Below are 17644 nucleotides of genomic sequence, written 5' to 3'. Positions count from 1 at the left end.
CCATCGTCGCTTTGGCACAGGGCCAATTCAACATGGCCGACTTTGTGGCGCAAAACACACCGGTGCTGCCCGCGCAAACCCTGGCCGATGAACCGGCTTTCTGGCTGTATTCGTCCGGCTCCACTGGCCAGCCCAAAGGCACAGTCCACAGCCAAGGTAACCTGTACTGGACAGCCGAGTTGTACGGCAAGGGGGTGCTGAACCTGCAAGAAAGCGACACCGTGTTCTCGGCCGCCAAACTCTTCTTTGCCTACGGCTTGGGCAACGCGCTCACTTTCCCATTGAGCGTGGGTGCCAGCGTGGTGTTGATGGCCGAGCGCCCCACACCTCAAGCCACTTTCAAACGCATGGTCGACCACCAGCCTACCGTGTTTTATGGCGCGCCCACCGGCTACGGCGGTATGCTCGCCAACCCCGAATTACCCGCCAAAAGCCAGGTCGCGCTGCGCCTGTGTTCGTCGGCGGGTGAAGCGCTGCCACGCGACATCGCCGAGCGCTGGAGCGCCCACTATGGCTGCGACATCATCGACGGCATCGGCTCCACCGAAATGCTGCACGTGTTTTTGTCCAACCGCCCCGGCGACGTGCGCTATGGCACCACCGGCAAAGCCGTCCCCGGCTACGAAGTGCAGTTGCGCCATGAAGACGGCAGCGTGGTGACGGGCCACAACGAGATCGGCGACCTGTACATTCAGGGCCCCAGCAGCGCCCTGATGTACTGGAACAACCGAGACAAAACCCGAGACACCTTCCAGGGCGTGTGGACCAAAAGCGGCGACAAGTACACCCGCGACCCCGACGGCTACTACACCTACGCTGGCCGCAACGACGACATGCTCAAGGTCAGCGGCATTTACGTTTCGCCTTTTGAGGTGGAATCCACCCTGGTGCAACACCCCGCCATTTTGGAAGCGGCGGTGATTGGCAAAGAAGACAGCGACGGCCTGACCAAGACCAAGGCCTTCATCGTGCTCAAAGCGGGCCAAAGCCTGACGCAAGAAGAGGTCAAGGCCTTTGTGAAAGAGCGCTTGGCCCCCTACAAATACCCGCGCTTCATCGAGTTTGTGAGCGAATTACCCAAAACCGCCACCGGGAAAATCCAGCGCTTTCGCCTGCGTGCGCAGGAAAAGCCGCAGGCCTGAACCCTGAAATCTCAACGCTTAACGACCCCTAGCGCAGCCAGCGTGGCCTCAATTTCTTTCTTCAGGCCAACTTGCGACATGGGCTTGGAAACATAGCCATCCGCACCTGATGAGATGAACCGCTCTCGGTCCCCCGTCATGGCATGCGCAGTGACCATCAGCACCGGCGTGCGGGCCCGGCCTTGGGCCTCAAGCGCACGCAACTGGCGCAAGGCACTCAGGCCATCCATGACGGGCATCATCACGTCCATCAACACCACATCAAAGCTCTTTTGGGCCAGAAGGTCCAAGGCCTGTTGGCCATCCTCCGCCAGAGTGCATCGGTAGCCCAAGCGTTGCAGCATGATTTCGGCCAGTTTGCGGTTGATTTCATGGTCTTCCACCAAAAGCACCGACAAGGGGACGGCTGGCGCTTCGTGGTCCCGCACCGGGGGCGAAGCGTTCGGCGGCACAACAACAGCGACGGTGGGCATGAGCACCTTTTGCACGGGCAAGGTGGCGACAAAAGTGGCCCCCTGTCCCGGCCAGCCCTCGGCCTGGATGAAGCCCCCCATCAGTTGCAGCAAACTGCGTGTGATGGCCAAGCCCAAACCCGTTCCACCAAAGGAACGTGTCACCGAGCCATCGGCCTGGGTGAAGGGGCTGAACAAGGCCTCGGTTCGCTCCGGCTCAAAACCCATGCCTGTGTCAATGATGCTGATGCGCAGCAGCAGCTTTTTGGCATCCAAGGCGGTGATCAATTCGGTCTTGACCGTGACCGACCCATGGCTGGTGAATTTGATGGCATTGCCAATCAAATTGGTCAGCACCTGGCGCATGCGCACCGGGTCCATCCACAACAAATCGGGCACATCGTGCGAAGTCTCGACACGCAATTCGATGCCCTTGGCACTGGCCAACTGCGCCAATGAACGTGCCGTGTGCCTGATCAATTGCGCGGGACTGACCTCGAGCAACTCCAACTCCAAGGCCTTGGCCTCAATCTTGGAAAAATCCAGAATTTCGTTGATGATTTGCAGCAGGTGATTGCCCGAGTCACGCGCCAAAGTCAAATACTCTTTTTGCAACTCGGGCGATGTGGTGTCCATGGCCAACTCGGTCATGCCCACAATGCCATTCATGGGCGTGCGGATTTCGTGGCTCATGTTGGCCAAAAACTCGCCGCGCATGCGGTTGGCCTGTTCGGCCTTGACTTTGGCCTCCACCAACAGGTCTTGGGCACTTTGGATGGCGCTGTAGTCCTGCATCACGCCCACGAAAAAATGCCCCTCATCCACGTGGGTTTCGCTGATGGTCAAGCGCACCGGGAAGACACTGCCATCGCGCCTGCGGCCCTTGAGCACACGCGGTTGATTCATCAGCCCTTTATTGCCGTTGCGCAAGTAGTTGTCCATGAGCTGGTCATGCTGGTTGCGGTCACTGTCGGCCATCAGCAGGGTTAATTTTTGTCCTATCAGATCTTGCATGGGATAGTCAAAAATGACGGTGGTGGCGTCGTTACACTGCACGATATTGCCCTGCGCATCCGCCACCACAATGACTTCGGGCACCGATTTGAAAATACTGCTCAACTTGCTCTCGCTCAACCGCAAGTGCTTTTCGACTTGTTCGCGTTCGCTGATTTCTTCGCTGAGTTGACGAATCGCGATTTGCCGTTCACCCGACAAACGGTGGGATGTCAGCAAAGCGGTTCGTATGCGCTTGACGGAAACCCATATCAACAGCAAACCCACGAACAGCAAGACCAACAAGACCACAAAAGTCCGGTTCAGCACACCCGTACTGGCCAACTGCCACTGAGCGACGGGCAGCACCACCTCCAAAGCCCCCCGCACGTCCCCGATTTTCCAATCGGTTTTGGGTGAACCTGCGTAATGGTTATGACAGGACACACAACTGACCAACATGCGATCGGCTTGGGCAAATCGCAGTACCCGACTGCCGTTTTGCAGCTCTTCTCGAACAAAGGGTTTATCAGGGTGCTTTTGAAGGTGCGCCAGCGCCTGCTTTTGAAAGTCGTCCAAAGACCGCTCAGCCACACGCCACGGAAAAGGCAGGTCACTGTAAAGACGCACTTGGGTGCCGCCATCGACTTTGGACAAGTAATGCCCCAGATCAATCGTCAAAGTCGCTGGCAAAGGCAGGGTGTTGTCGCGCGATTGGTAGTCGTGCGTGACCTCCATGCCACCCTTTATGGCCCGGGGCACCAACTCTTGGGTGTAAAAATTACGGAACTGGGTGATGGAGTCGGCGTGGGTTTGTGCGCTCTCGGTGGCGTACTGACGGACCATCGCTTCGCTCGACTGGTAGGTGTAAAGCACCACCCAGACACCCATGCCCATCAACAAGCCACCCAAACTCTCCATCGGCCATCGGATAAGAAATTGCCGAATCCCGCGGATTAGGCGCTGCAGTGATTTCACGTTGAACCCTATTGATAAATTCAATGATATCAACGAATAACAAAGTGGCATGAAAACTCATTGAGCCAGCATGCCGACGTCGCATCACCCCTGACCCTCAAGCCAGGTGCCTGGCCCGGAAAATCAGGTGTCTTTGCTGACCTTGATGGTGGGGAACTTGCTCGAAAAGTCCTTGGCCTTGGCCGCGATCTTGACCGCGACCTGGCGGGCCATCGCCTTGTAGATCTGGGCCACTTCGCCATCAGGGTCGTACACCACCGTAGGCTTGCCGCTGTCGGCTTGCAGTCGAATTTGCATGTCCAGCGGCAGTGCGCCCAGGTAGTCCATGCCGTATTCGGCCGCCATTTTCTTGCCGCCGTCAGCGCCAAAGATGTGCTCGACATGGCCGCAGTTGGTGCAAACGTGGACTGCCATGTTCTCGACCAGACCCAAAATCGGCACGCCGACTTTCTCGAACATCTTCACGCCTTTTTTGGCGTCCAAGAGGGCAATGTCCTGCGGCGTAGTCACGATGACTGCGCCCGTCATGGGCACGCGCTGGCTGAGCGTCAACTGGATGTCACCGGTACCCGGTGGCATGTCCACGATCAAATAATCCAGCTCTTTCCAGTTGGTCTGGCGCAGCAGTTGCTCCAGCGCTTGGGTGGCCATGGGACCACGCCAAATCATGGCTTCGTCCTGGTTCACCAGGAAGCCGATCGACATGACCTGCACGCCGTAGTTCTCCATCGGCTCCATGGTCTGGCCGTCTTCGCTTTCGGGTCGGCCTTCAATGCCCATCATCATGGGCTGGCTGGGACCGTAAATGTCGGCGTCCAGCAGGCCCACCTTGGCCCCCTCGGCAGCCAGCGCCAGCGCCAAGTTGACGGCGGTGGTGCTCTTGCCAACGCCGCCCTTGCCCGAGGCCACGGCCACAATGTTTTTCACCTGCGGCAGCAGCGCCACGCCGCGCTGAGCGCTGTGGGCGGTGATCTTGCTGGTCACATTGGCCGACACATTGGCCACGCCCGCCACGCCCTTGGCAGCCGCAATCAGTGCCTGGCGAATGCCGGGAATCTGGCTCTTGGCCGGATAACCCAGCTCCACTTCAAACGACACATCGCCGCCTTCGACTTGCAGGTTCTTCAGCGTTTTGGTGGAAACGAAATCTTTGCCCGTGTTCGGGTCGATGACGGCTTGCAGGGCTTGGATGAGTTGTTCGGTGGTCGCCATGGTCACTTTCTTGAATGGGCCGAAGTTTACCGACAAGACTGGCCATACACCCTAAAATCACCGATTCCCCTACAAACTGCCCCACCATGCCTGCCCATAACGGTCTTCAAGAAGCGCCCCGCCAACTCTTCGTCACCACCGCCCTGCCCTACGCCAACGGCCATTTCCACATCGGCCACATCATGGAATACATCCAGGCCGACATCTGGGTGCGTTATCAAAGGATGCAGGGCAGCCAAGTGAACTTTGTGGGTGCTGACGACACGCATGGCGCGCCCATCATGATCGCCGCCGAAAAAGCCGGCAAAACGCCGCAGCAGTTTGTGACCGACATCGCGGCGGGCCGCAAGCCTTATCTGGACGGCTTTCACATCCAGTTCGACAACTGGCACAGCACCGACGCGCCGGAAAACCATGAGCTGGCCCGCCAAATTTACCGCGACCTGCGCGACATTCCCTTGGCCAACGGCGGCTCGCTGATTGAGGTGCGCTCGGTCGAGCAGTTCTTTGACCCACAAAAGAACATGTTCTTGCCCGACCGTTTTATCAAAGGCGAGTGCCCCAAGTGCCACGCCAAAGACCAGTTCGGCGACAACTGCGAGGTGTGTGGCGCAGTCTATGCCCCGACCGACCTGATCAACCCGTTTTCGGCCCTGTCAGGCGCCACGCCTGAGCTCAAAACCTCGGAGCACTTTTTCTTCAAGCTGTCCGACCCGCGCTGCGTTGAGTTTTTGAGCCAGTGGACGCAAGACGGCAAGCTGCAACCCGAAGTGGCCAACAAGGTCAAAGAGTGGTTTTCGGTGCGCACCAACCCCGACGGCACGACCAGCGAAGGCTTGGGCGATTGGGATATCTCACGCGACGCGCCTTACTTCGGCATCGAAATCCCCGACGCACCGGGCAAGTACTTTTATGTCTGGCTGGACGCACCTGTAGGCTACTTGGCGTCACTGAAAAACCTGCTGGACAAACGCGGCGAAGATTACGCCGCCTACATGGCCAACCCCCATCTGGAGCAGATCCACTTCATCGGCAAAGACATCGTGACCTTCCACACGCTGTTTTGGCCCGCGATGCTGCACTTCTCGGGCCGCAAGACGCCCAACAAGGTCAACGTGCACGGCTTTTTGACGGTGAACAACGGCGAGAAGATGAGCAAGAGCCGGGGCACGGGCCTGGACCCACTCAAGTATCTGAGCCTGGGCATGAACCCCGAGTGGCTGCGCTACTACCTGGCGGCCAAGCTCTCGGCCCGCAACGAGGACATCGACTTCAACGCCGAAGACTTCATGGCGCGGGTGAACAGCGACTTGATCGGCAAATTCATCAACATCGCCTCGCGCTCGGCTGGCTTCATTGCCAAACGATTTGACGGGAAACTGTGCACTGTGAGCGCCGACGGTCAGGAACTGCTGACCGCATTGCAGAGCACCACCCCCGCCATTGCCGCTTTTTACGAAGAGCGTGAATACGCCAAAGCCCTGCGCGAAGTCATGCTGCTGGCCGACAAGGTCAACAGCTATGTGGACCAGAACAAACCTTGGGACCTGGCCAAAAAAGAAGGCCAGGACGCCCGACTGCAGGACGTGTGCACCACCTGCATCGAAGCCTTCCGCTTGCTCAGCCTGCAGCTCAAACCCGTGCTGCCCGCATTGGCCGCACAGGTCGAGGCTTTCCTGAACGTCGCGCCCTTCACCTTTGACCATGCGCAAAGCTTGCTGGGTGCGGGCCACACCATCCAGACTTACCAACACCTGATGCAGCGTGTCACGCCCGAGCAACTCGAAGCCTTGTTCGAGCCGCCGGCCGTGGTCGAAGAAATGCCCGTCCCCGGCGGCGAAGCCATCGCCCCCACCATCGGCATCGACGATTTCGCCAAGGTCGATTTGCGCATCGCCCAAATCGTCAACTGCGAAGTTGTGGAGGGCTCGGTCAAGCTCTTGCGCCTGACGCTGGATGTGGGCGAAGGCCGCATGAGGAATGTCTTTTCAGGCATCGCCAGCATGTACAAACCCGAAGACCTGATCGGCCAACTCACCGTGATGGTGGCCAACCTGGCACCGCGCAAGATGAAGTTTGGTGTCAGCGAGGGCATGGTGCTGGCCGCCAGCCACGCCGACGACAAGACCGATGCCGGGATTTACGTGCTGCACCCTTGGCCAGGCGCCAAGCCCGGCATGCGGATCCATTGACCTCTTGCCCCTCAAGAGCTGCACATGTTCCCTCTGATCCGCGGATGGACCGATGTGCAAAGAAGCCCTGAGACCAATTTGCGGCTGGGCCTGGTGCTCTGCTTTGTGGCCGGGGCCACCAACGCCGGCGGATTTTTGGCGGTGGGCAGTTACACCTCGCACATGACCGGCATCTTGTCATCGGTGGCCGATGACCTGGTGTTGGGCAACATCACCCTGGCGCTGGCGGGCATCGTTTGCTTGCTGGCCTTTGTGGCCGGGGCCATGTGCACCGCCGTGCTGGTCAACTGGGGCCTGCGCCAGCAACTGCGCAGCAGCTACAGCCTGCCACTTCTGCTCGAATCCGGGGCCTTGCTCGTTTTCGGGCTGTTTGGCGCGGCCATTGCGGCCTGGTCGCAGCTGTTTGTGCCGGTCACGGTGGTCTTGCTGTGCTTCATCATGGGTTTGCAAAACGCGGTCATCACCAAAATCTCCAAAGCCGAAATCCGCACCACCCACATCACCGGCCTGGTGACCGATCTGGGCATCGAGCTGGGCAAACTCTTGTACATGAACCGGAGCCAGCCCGGCACCCCGGTGCGTGCCAACCGCCAGCGCCTTCGAGTGCACCTGGCACTGGTGCTGGGTTTTTTTCTGGGCGGGCTGATGGGGGCGCTGGGGTTCAAATACTGGGGCTACATCACCACCGTGCCCTTGGCAGCGCTGCTTTGGCTGCTGTGCCTGCGCCCCTTGTTGGACGACCTGCGCTGGCGTGCCGCATAACTTCTCTTTAAAAAAATTACGAAACACCTATGAACTGGATGCAGGCTACGTTTTTTTTCCGGCCCAAATTGTTGGACTGCTTGCATGCTTACAACCGTGATCGCTTCTCCCGGGACGTGGGCGCTGGCCTCACCGTGGGCGTGGTGGCCTTGCCCCTGGCCATGGCCTTTGCCATTGCTTCGGGCCTCAAACCCGAAGCAGGCCTGTTCACCGCGATCATCGCGGGCTTTTTGATTTCGGCCCTGGGGGGCAGCCGGGTGCAAATCGGCGGTCCGGCCGGGGCCTTCATCGTGATCGTCTACGGCATCGTCGAGCGCTATGGCCTGGCCAACCTGATTTTGGCCACCGCCATGTCGGGCGTGCTGCTGTTCCTGCTGGGTTTGTTCCGCCTGGGCACGCTGATCCGATTCATCCCGGTCGCTGTGTTGATCGGTTTCACCAACGGCATTGCGGTGCTGATCATGCTGTCACAAATCAAGGACTTGCTGGGCCTGAAAGTGGCCACCATGCCGGCCGATTTCTTTGGCATCCTGAAGACCCTGTGGCTGAACCTGCACACGGCCAATCTGGCCGCCTTGCTGCTGGCTCTGGCGTCCTTGTCGCTGGTGGTCGGCTGGCTGCGCATGAGCCGCCGCTTGACGGACACCCGCTACCGCTGGGCCAGCATGGTGCCCGGCTCCATCATTGCGCTGGTGTTTGCCACCGTGGTCACTTGGCTGCTGAACCTGCCCGTGGAGACGATTGGCAGCAAGTTTGGCGGCATTCCCTCTTCGCTGCCCGGGTTTTCTTGGCCCGAGTTCAGCTGGGACAGCGCCCGCTTTTTGCTCATGCCCACCTTGACTTTGACGCTGTTGGGGGCGGTTGAGTCGCTGCTGTGCGCCCGCATCGCCGACGGCATGATCGGTGACCGCCACAACCCCAACCAAGAGCTGATGGCCCAAGGCGTGGCCAACTTTGTCACGCCGTTTTTTGGTGGCATGCCCGCCACCGGCACCATTGCCCGCACCGTGACCAACATCAAAAGCGGCGGCACCACCCCGATTTCGGGCATGGTGCATGCCCTGACCTTGCTGGCCGTGGTGCTGGTGGCCGCGCCCCTGGCCGGGCACATTCCACTGGCGGCGCTGGCGGCCATCTTGATGTTTGTGGCTTGGAACATGGGCGAATGGCGCGAATTCATGCACTTGCGCCAGTACCGCCTGCCCTACCGCGTCACCTTGCTGGCGGTGTTTTTCCTCACCGTGGTGTTTGACTTGACGGTGGCCATCGAAGTGGGCCTGATCGCCGCTTGCCTGACCTTCATCTACCGCATCTCCAGCCTGAGTCGCAGCGAAGCCGTGACCCGCATGGAGCAGCCAAGTCTGGCAGGATTTGAGCACCAGGTTCAAGCCTGGCGCTTGTACGGCGCGCTGTTTTTTGGGGCGGTCAAACTGATCGAATCCATCGAGGACCAGATCAGCACACCCACGCTGGTGCTGGACCTTAAAAACGTCATTTACATCGACTCATCCGGAGCCGATGCGATGATGAGCCTGGTCGAGACCTGTCGCAAGAAGCAGGTGCACCTCATTGTGTGCGGCCTGGCGCACCAGCCATTGGACATGGCTCGGCGCAGTGGTCTGGTGGAACACCTGCAGGCCCACCTGCAACCTGACCTGCGCAACAGCGTGGCCTTGGCCGTCAGCCTGAGCGCAGACCCGGCCCGTTAAAATGCTGTCATTCTGGTTTTGGTGGTCTTCAGGGGCTGCCAAAACCCTTTTGTTTTTGCCCCTCACGGATTGCCTGCCATGTCCTTTTTCCGCCGCCCCGATTACAGCTCTGACGCCAGCCAGTTCATTGACCAGCTCAAAGCCCAGCGCCCCGAACTCGAGGCCGAACAGCGCCAAGGCCGCAGCTTGCTGTGGGACAAACCGATCGATCGCGACATCCAGGCCGAATTCAAGCAAGGTCGCGTGGCGCAAAAACCTTACGTGTACCAGACCTAGGCCTGAACTTCACGGGGTCAGCACGGCCCCTCCCAGCCTCATTTTCAAGCCCAACCCACCCGCGTGAGCACCGATACCCCCAAGCCCTTGCAGCTGCCCCAAGCCATGGCCAGCGCGGCCATGCCTGCCGTGGTCGACCAGGTGGCGCTGGCGCGCTTGTATGGCGAGCCGCTGTTCGCCATGCCCAGCGATCTGTACATCCCACCGGATGCGCTGGAGGTGTTTTTGGAGGCCTTCGAAGGCCCGCTGGACTTGCTGCTGTACCTGATCCGCAAGCAAAACTTCAACATCCTCGACATCCCCATGGCCGGCGTGACACGCCAGTACCTGAGCTATGTCGACGAAATTCGCCAGCGCAACCTGGAGTTGGCCGCCGAATACCTGCTCATGGCGGCCATGCTGATCGAGATCAAGTCACGCATGCTTTTGCCGCCCAAAAGAGCGCCTGAGGGCGAAGAGGCCGAAGACCCACGTGCCGAATTGGTGCGCCGCCTGCTCGAGTACGAGCAGATAAAACTGGCCTCGATGCAGCTGAACGTGATCCCGCAATACGGCCGCGACTTTCTGCAGGCCCAGGTCTTCATCGAGCAAAGCCTGCAACCTCGCTTTCCCGATGTGGGCATGGACGAGCTGCAATCGGCCTGGCGTGACATCCTCAAACGTGCCAACCTGGTGCAGCACCACAAGATCAGCCGCGAAGAGCTCAGCGTGCGCGAGCACATGAGCATCGTGCTCAAGCACTTGCAAGGACGCAAATTTGTGGAATTTGAACACCTGTTCGACCCGAGTCTGGGCGTGCCGGTGCTGGTGGTCACCTTCATCGCCTTGCTGGAGTTGGCCAAGGAAACCCTGATCGAAATCACCCAGGCCGAGGCCTTCGCACCGATTTACGTCCGCCTGGCCTACTCACCCCAGTGATCGCTCAGCGTCAATGGCTGCGCCCGCTGCGGAACATGCCGTGGGTTTTGCGGCTGAGCACGCCTTGCGCGGCCAGTTTGTTCATGGAAGGGCTGGCATGGGCGTGGGTGATGGCCATGCCCAAGGCATCGGCCGCGTCTTGCCGGGGCAGCACAGGCAACTGCAGCAAGCGCTTGACCATTTCCTGAATTTGCGATTTGGCTGCACGGCCATGGCCGGTGACCGATTGCTTCATTTGCAAAGCGGTGTATTCGGCCACGGGCAAGTCGCACGACACCAAGGCCGTGACGGCGCAGCCCCGCGCCTGACCCAAGAGCAAAGTCGCTTGCGGGTTGACGTTCACGAAAACAATCTCGACCGAAGCCACATCGGGTTGGTAACGCGCGGTGATTTCACGCACGCCGTCGTAGATGATTTTCAATCGGGCAGGCAGGTTGCCCATGTCACCGCGTGTGGTCTCGATCACGCCGCTGGCCACGTACTGCAAGCGCGAGCCGGTGATCTCGATCACGCCAAAGCCGGTGGTTTGCAAGCCAGGGTCGATGCCCAGGATGCGAATGCTGGCGGGGGGCGGGGTGCTCAGGCTCATGGCAGGACCACGTCGTTCATGCGGGCCATGATGGTCTCAGCGCGCCGCGCCAAATAGGCCGATTGCGCCAGCTTTTCAAAATAACGGGGGCGGGGCAGCATCACGGCCAGGCGGGCTGCCTCCCATGCGTTCAGGCGAGCGGCGCTTTTGCGAAAATAGTGCTGCGCAGCCGCCTCGGCACCAAAAACGCCCTCGCCCCATTCCACGCTGTTGAGGTAAATCTCCAAAATGCGCTCTTTGCTGAGCAAAGACTCCAGCATCAGCGCCAGCACCATCTCTTGCCCCTTGCGCAGCAGCGTGCGCTCACCCGACAAAAACAAGTTTTTGGCCAACTGCTGGGTGATGGTGGAGCCCCCCACAATTTTGACGTCCACCGGTTTGTCGGGTTGGCGTTGGACGCGTTTTTCGGCCTGCGCTTTGGCCTGGGCGTTTTTCTGCCATGCCTTTTCAAGGGACTGCCACCAGATGCCGTTGTGTTGGGTGAAGGCCGCGTCCTCAGAGGCGATCACGGCGCGCTGCAAACCTTTGGAGATGGCTTGCAATGCCACAAACTCTTGCCGCCAAGGCAGTTGGCCCTGACGCACCAGGATTTGCAAAACTTGCGAGCGCTGGAAGCTGGTCGACTCAGGCGCGAGCCAATTCATGCCCAAGATCCGCAGGGCAAAAAACAGCTGCAGGCACACACCCGCCATGGCCAGCAACAGCAACCAACGTCCCAAAGCGCGCATCAAGCCTTCTCCTTGTGGCGTGTGTTCAATCGCATCATGGTTTGCCCTGCACAGCCGTCATCACCTGGGTTCCCAATGTGTCATCACGCGAAAAATTAAAGCGCGTGACCACCACGATTTGATCGGCCTGGGCCCGCATGGGGGGGGTGAAATTGCCAAACGGTGCGGCATTGCGAACAATGGCCACCGCACGTTCATCGAGCAAGGGCCGGCCCGACGAGCGGGCCACTTCGGTGCTCAGCAACTGCCCCCGACTGTCCACTGCGATCACCATGGTCAACTGACCATAAAGTTTTTCCCCTGCTGCCTCCGGAAAGTTCAGTGTCCCCCGGTACTCGATGGTGCGGCGCATTTTGTCGTAGTACATCGCATAGACCACCTCTTGCGTGGCAGGGCTGATGTAGCGCTTGCGGGCCGCGCCCTGGGTTGGGTCCACGCGTTGCTCGATTTGCGCCAATTCGCGTGCCAGTTGCTGCTGACGTTGCACCTTGGCTTCACGATCAGGGCTATCGGCTTTGTCGCCTGCATTTTCACGGGTGATCTCGGCCAACTCATCCTTGAGTTGTGTCAACAAATGCATTTGCTGCATTTTGAGCACTTCGATTTTTTTTTGCGTCGCGCTGAGGTCCATGCCCGGGTCAGCGTTCATCGCAGCGGGCAAGGGCGAGCTGGACATGCGCGCCTGAGGCACCTCGCCGCCGCCCGCCAGACGCACCTGGGCCAAGGCCTGGGCTTGCTGGGGACGCTCTTGACTGCGCGCATTGACCAACATCACTTCCAGCGAGGTGTCCTGAAAGACACGGCCATGGGCCTCGGGTACCCCAAACCGGAAACCTACCAAACCCGCATGCACCGCCACAGACAGGCCCAATGCCCAGCTCAAGCCCCAGTGCGGTGAAGGCTGCAAACGACCCGCAGTGGGGCGAGCCCCCCTGGCGAACTGTGTGTTTTTTTCAGGGCGCATCAAGGGGTGTGCTGTCGTTCAGGTCCACCGCGATGGTCACCGGGCCCGCAGGCAGGTTGTCATCGTCCTCGGCCTCTTGTTCCGCTTCTTCGCTGCCCGCGCCTTGGCCCTCGGCATCCAGGTGCGCGAGCACGGTGCCGCGCACATCCAGGGCCATCAGGTCCACGTCGGCCAGCTTGACGCGCACGCGTGCACCACGTGGCAGGTTGTGTGCGCCCATGACGCTGAACATCAATGGCAAGGCGTCGGCGCGCACCAACCAGATGCCGCCACCCATCTCCTTGACCAGGCTGGCGTCCAGCGACTCGATGCTGTGCTGCTGCACATGGCGCAGCGTCCAGTAGCGCTCCATGCTGGACTGCACGCTGTTGTAGGCGCTGTAGGCCGCATCAAAACCGCTGATGATGGAAAACAACTCGGCGTCTTTGGGTTTGAAGGGCGCGGCCAATGCGGCCGTAGCGCCATGCTTGGCACAGGCGATGATTTGCCACTGGTTGACCAAGTCGGTGTAACGGCGCAGCGGCGAAGTGCTCCAGGCGTAGCTGGGCACGCCAATGCCCGCATGCGGCAACGCCTTGGTGCCCATGCGCACCTTGACGCCCGGCGCCAAACTGGCCTGGCTGCGGTAAATGCCAGGCACACCCAAACTGGCCATCCACTGGCCCCAGGTGCTGTTGGCCAGGATCATGGCCTCGGCCACCATCAAATCGAGCGGCGCACCGCGTTGGCGAGTACCGATGACCACGGTTTCGTCCCCGGAAGGCGGCGTATCGTTGTTGTCGCGCTCCAACTTGAAACTGTAGTCCGGTCGGTTGAAGTTTTCTGGCTTGCCGCGCACCACTTCGCGCCGCGCTTTCAGGGTCTGGGCCAGACGCCAAAAAAACGCCAGCGTGGCGCGGCTCACGGGCACGTCGGCGTGGTCGCTCTGGTCTTCGCCCTCCAGCCATTCGCGGGTGATGCGCCCGTCCAGCTGGTCATGGCGTAAGTTGACCAAAATCGGTACGCGCTCCAGGCGGGTGACAGCGCTTTGCACCTCCAGCGTGTCTTCGCTGAAGGTGACGTACAGCGACACCGCCGGGCAGTCACGTCCTTCGATCAGGGTGTAGGCCTGCACCACGCTGTCGGGCAGCATGGTGATTTTGTATCCCGGCATGTACACGGTGGACAGGCGGGCGCGGCCCAGCTGGTCAATCGGGCTGCCAGGGCTCAGGGCCAAGCCAGGTGCTGCGATGTGGATGCCCACGGTGACCGTGCCTGTGCCCAGGCCTTGCAGGGACAGGGCGTCGTCGATTTCGGTGGTGTGCGAATCGTCAATCGAAAACGCCTGCACCGGGGCCAGCGGCAAGTCGTCGGTGATGGCGGGCGCCTGCAAAGGGGGAAAGCCCGTGCCCTTGGGGAACAGTTCAAACAAGAACCGTTGCCAATGGAAATCCCAGGGCGAGGCGATGGCCCCTGCGTTTTGCAGCAAGTCCAAAGGCGCCGTCTGGCTGCTTTTGCTGGCCTCGACCACGGCCTTGTACTCGGCGGTGTTTTTGTCGGGGCGAAACAGGATTTTGTAGAGCTGCTCGCGGATCGGATCCGGGCAACTGCCCGCCACCAGATCGGCCGACCAGGCTTCGATCTGGGCCTGGACCTGCTTTTTCTTCTCGATGGCCTGCAAGGCCTGCTGCACGATGTCGGCCGGGGCTTTGCGAAAGCGCCCTTTGGCACCGCCCCGGCGGAAGTAATGCGGCGCTTCGTGCAAGCGCAGCAAGGCCGCCACCTGCTCGGTGGTGCTGGCGTTGTTGCTGAAATAGTCTTTGGCCAGGTCGCCAAAGCCAAACTCATCGTCCGGGGCGCATTCATAAGCCAGTTCCAACTCGATGGTTTGACTCAGCTCCCCGGCCTCGGCCAGCAAGGCGGCCGGGGCCGGTTTGTCGAACTTCAGCAGCATGTGGGCCGATTTGACCTTGACCCGTTTGCCGGAGTCGAGTTCGACCTGCGCGGAAGCCTCGGCTTCGGCCATGATCCGTCCGGCCATGAATTTGCCGGCATCTTCAAATAATACGTACATGGCCTGATTTTCCCATGCCGCCCAAGCATTCGGCCCGGTGGGCTTCACGCCAGTTGCAGAAATTCAAGGATTTGCGGCAAGTGCTCGTCAAAATCGCTCAAGGCGTGGTCGCTGCCCTCGATCAGCCGCACCTTCCCGGCCTGGTGGCGGGCCAGCATTTCGCGCCAGTCCAGCACCTCATCGCCCTTGGCGATCAAGGCCAGCGTGGCGGGAAAGGTTGGCAAGTGCTGACTTTCAAGCAGTTTGAGCTCTTGCAAATGAGCCGGCTCAAAAAAAATGCTTTGTGATGGGTCTTGCCAGACCGGGTGCTGGCCAATGTAGCGCGCCAGATCGCGCGAGGGGTGCACGGCCGGGTTGACCAGCACCGCAGGAACACCCCAGTGAGCCGACAGCCAGGCGGCATAAAAACCGCCCAGCGAAGAACCCATGACCGCCATCTGCCCACGCGGCCAAGCGGCTGTGCCCTGCCGCAACAGGTCAATGGCTTGGGCGGGCGATGCGGGCAATTGCGGGCACCACCAGGTGACACCAGGGTGGCGGGCCTGCACCCACTTGGCCATGATTTGGGCCTTGGCCGACTGGGGCGACGACCTGAAGCCGTGCAGGTAGAGCAAATGGGTGGTGCGCACAGGGCCTCAGATTTCGATTTTGGAGCCCAGCTCGACCACCGCATTCGTGGGCAGGTTCAAAAACGCGGCCGCGCCGCTGGCGTTGTGGTGCATGTTGGCAAACAATTTTTCGCGCCAAGTGGCCATGCCCCCGCCGATGGTGGGAATCACGATGTCGCGCGACAAGAAATAACTGGTCGTCATGGGGTCGAGCTTGTAGCCGTCGTCCTCAATGACGGCCAGTGCCGATGGCAAGTCGGGGTTGTCCTTGAAGCCGTAGTTGACGATGACTTGCCAGCAGTCATGCCCCAGCGGTGTCACATCCAGACGTTGACCGACGTCCACACGCGGCACCTCGTGGCTGCGCACGGTGACAAACAGATTGCGCTCGTGCAGAACCTTGTTGTGCTTGAGGTTGTGCAACAAAGCGTTGGGCACATTGCCAGACTCAGCCGTCAGAAACACGGCCGTGCCCTGCACCCGTGCCGGCGGCGAAATGAACACCGCCTCCATAAAATCCGTCAGGTGCAAAGCGTCCGAGCGCAAAGAGTCATTGAGCAAGCGACGTCCATCGTGCCAGGTGAGCATCAGTGTGAACACCGCCGCGCCGATGAGCAGCGGGAACCAGCCGCCGTCGAGCAACTTGAGCATGTTGGAGGCCCAAAACGCCAGGTCGACCACAAAGAAAAAGCCGGTGGCACCAATACACAGCGCCAGTGGCAACTTCCAAGCGTAGCGGATCACGAAGAAGGTGAGCACCGTGGTGATCAGCATGTCGGTGCACACCGCAATGCCATAGGCCGCCGCCAAGTTGCTCGACGACTTGAACATGACCACGGCCAGCACGATGGCGACAAACAAGCCCCAGTTGACGAAGGGCATGTAGATTTGTCCGGTGTCGGTTTCGCTGGTGTGTTGCACCTGCAATCGCGGCAGATAACCGAGCTGAATGACCTGTTTGGTCACGCTGAAAGCGCCAGAAATCAGGGCTTGCGAGGCGATGACCGTGGCCATGGTGGCCAGACCCACCAAGGGCACCAAGGCCCAGTCGGGGGCCATCATGAAAAACGGGTTTTTCACGGCCTCGGGCTCGGCCAAAAGCAAAGCGCCTTGGCCAAAATAGTTCAAGGTCAGGCAAGGCATGACCACGCTGAACCAAGCCAGGCGGATTGGTTTTTTACCGAAGTGGCCCAAATCGGCGTACAGCGCTTCGCCACCCGTGACGCACAAGACCACCGCCCCCAAAATGATGAAGGTGGTACCCGGGTTGTTCCACATGAAGCCCAAGGCATAGTGGGGGCTGATGGCCAGCAAAATCTCGGGGTGGTGGGCGATGTGTGTCACGCCCAGCACCGCGATGGTGACGAACCAGACCAAGGTGATGGGGCCGAAGAATTTGCCAATGCCCGCCGTGCCGCGCTTTTGCACCCAAAACAGCAGGAACAAGATGACCAAGGTGAGCGGGATCACCGCCTTCTTGAAGTTCGGGGAGATGATCTCCAGGCCCTCAACGGCGGAGAGAACGGAAATGGCGGGTGTGATCACGCCGTCGCCATAAAACAAGCAAGTGCCAAAAATGCCGACCACCAACAAGACTTTGCGCAACTGGGGCTTGTCCTTGACCGACTGTGAAGCGAGCGCCAACATGGCCACCAAGCCGCCTTCGCCGTGGTTGTCGGCGCGCAGCACCAGAACCACGTACTTGACCGACACGATGGTGGTCAGGGTCCAGAAAAAGATGGAGAGGATGCCGTAGACGTTGTTGTGCGTGAAGGGCACATGGCCGGAGCCAAAGACCTCTTTCATGGCGTACAGCACGCTGGTGCCGATGTCGCCATAAACCACGCCAATGGCGCCCAGCGTCAGGGCGGCGAGAGAGGATTTTGTTGAGGACACAAAAAAAGCCTGACTGAAGTCAGGCTTGGTGACTGAGATGCGCCCTATTTTGCGCCCACTTCAGGCGGTCTGTCATGGCCCCATCGGCAAATATGTTGCAGCGCAACAACTTTTGACAACTTCGAAAAACAGGCAAGGCCTCAAATCACCCCAATTGCAGATTTCAGGCCAC

At 60.0% G+C, this 17644-nt stretch carries 14 protein-coding genes; 6 read left to right on the top strand and 8 right to left on the bottom strand.

Annotated elements, in window-relative coordinates:
- A partial coding sequence (locus tag Q0O99_RS12140; protein WP_293751848.1) for a benzoate-CoA ligase family protein occupies window positions 1-1142 on the top strand: 1142 nt, incomplete at its 5' end.
- An 11-nt stretch (window positions 1143-1153) separates the two neighbouring features.
- Here Q0O99_RS12140 and Q0O99_RS12135 read toward each other — a convergent pair.
- The gene (locus tag Q0O99_RS12135; RefSeq protein ID WP_293751846.1) at window positions 1154-3565 is read right to left on the bottom strand and encodes a response regulator; all 2412 of its coding nucleotides are present in this window, start codon (window positions 3563-3565) and stop codon (window positions 1154-1156) included.
- 123 nt (window positions 3566-3688) lie between these two features.
- A complete protein-coding gene (gene apbC / locus Q0O99_RS12130) occupies window positions 3689-4777 on the bottom strand; it encodes an iron-sulfur cluster carrier protein ApbC (RefSeq protein ID WP_293751844.1) in 1089 nt (362 codons plus the stop codon).
- Window positions 4778-4863: 86 nt separating this feature from the next.
- Between apbC and metG the strand changes: the two genes are divergently transcribed.
- The 5 genes from metG to Q0O99_RS12105 all read left to right on the top strand — a co-directional run bounded on the left by metG (window position 4864) and on the right by Q0O99_RS12105 (window position 10634).
- Window positions 4864-6969 carry a methionine--tRNA ligase gene (gene metG, locus Q0O99_RS12125; RefSeq protein ID WP_293751842.1) on the top strand — a complete coding sequence of 702 codons (2106 nt, stop codon included), beginning with the start codon at window positions 4864-4866 and terminating at the stop codon, window positions 6967-6969.
- A gap of 24 nt (window positions 6970-6993) precedes the next feature.
- Entirely contained in the window at window positions 6994-7731 is a 738-nt protein-coding gene (locus Q0O99_RS12120) for a YoaK family protein (RefSeq protein WP_293751840.1), read from the top strand.
- Between the two features lie 29 nt (window positions 7732-7760).
- Window positions 7761-9440 carry a SulP family inorganic anion transporter gene (locus Q0O99_RS12115; RefSeq protein WP_293751838.1) on the top strand — a complete coding sequence of 560 codons (1680 nt, stop codon included), beginning with the start codon at window positions 7761-7763 and terminating at the stop codon, window positions 9438-9440.
- 78 nt (window positions 9441-9518) lie between these two features.
- Window positions 9519-9716, top strand: coding sequence for a DUF3460 family protein (locus Q0O99_RS12110; protein WP_293751836.1), 198 nt, complete (start codon window positions 9519-9521; stop codon window positions 9714-9716).
- A gap of 105 nt (window positions 9717-9821) precedes the next feature.
- The gene (locus tag Q0O99_RS12105) at window positions 9822-10634 is read left to right on the top strand and encodes a ScpA family protein (protein WP_293751858.1); all 813 of its coding nucleotides are present in this window, start codon (window positions 9822-9824) and stop codon (window positions 10632-10634) included.
- A gap of 10 nt (window positions 10635-10644) precedes the next feature.
- Here the strand turns inward: Q0O99_RS12105 and ruvC are convergent, their stop codons facing one another.
- From ruvC to Q0O99_RS12075, 6 genes are read right to left on the bottom strand one after another with little or no spacing between them, the layout of a single operon-like run.
- Window positions 10645-11193, bottom strand: coding sequence for a crossover junction endodeoxyribonuclease RuvC (gene ruvC / locus Q0O99_RS12100; protein ID WP_293751856.1), 549 nt, complete (start codon window positions 11191-11193; stop codon window positions 10645-10647).
- Between the two features lie 26 nt (window positions 11194-11219).
- Window positions 11220-11951: a monofunctional biosynthetic peptidoglycan transglycosylase gene (gene mtgA, locus Q0O99_RS12095; protein WP_293751834.1), complete on the bottom strand. Its 732-nt coding sequence runs from the start codon at window positions 11949-11951 to the stop codon at window positions 11220-11222.
- Between the two features lie 34 nt (window positions 11952-11985).
- Complete coding sequence (locus tag Q0O99_RS12090) at window positions 11986-12915, bottom strand: energy transducer TonB (RefSeq protein WP_367185244.1); 930 nt, start codon at window positions 12913-12915, stop codon at window positions 11986-11988.
- Window positions 12905-14968, bottom strand: a complete 2064-nt coding sequence (locus tag Q0O99_RS12085; protein WP_293751830.1) for a ribonuclease catalytic domain-containing protein — start codon at window positions 14966-14968, stop codon at window positions 12905-12907. Before Q0O99_RS12085 ends, Q0O99_RS12090 begins: the two co-directional genes overlap by 11 nt.
- Before the next feature lie 44 nt (window positions 14969-15012).
- Window positions 15013-15597, bottom strand: coding sequence for a YqiA/YcfP family alpha/beta fold hydrolase (locus tag Q0O99_RS12080; protein WP_293751828.1), 585 nt, complete (start codon window positions 15595-15597; stop codon window positions 15013-15015).
- 6 nt (window positions 15598-15603) lie between these two features.
- Entirely contained in the window at window positions 15604-17472 is a 1869-nt protein-coding gene (locus tag Q0O99_RS12075; protein WP_293751826.1) for a potassium transporter Kup, read from the bottom strand.
- Window positions 17473-17644 lie beyond the last annotated feature (172 nt).

Source organism: Limnohabitans sp. Rim8 (assembly GCF_945901735.1).
Classification (GTDB): Bacteria; Pseudomonadota; Gammaproteobacteria; order Burkholderiales; family Burkholderiaceae_C; genus Limnohabitans_A.
This window is presented reverse-complemented; position numbering and strand designations above follow the sequence as displayed.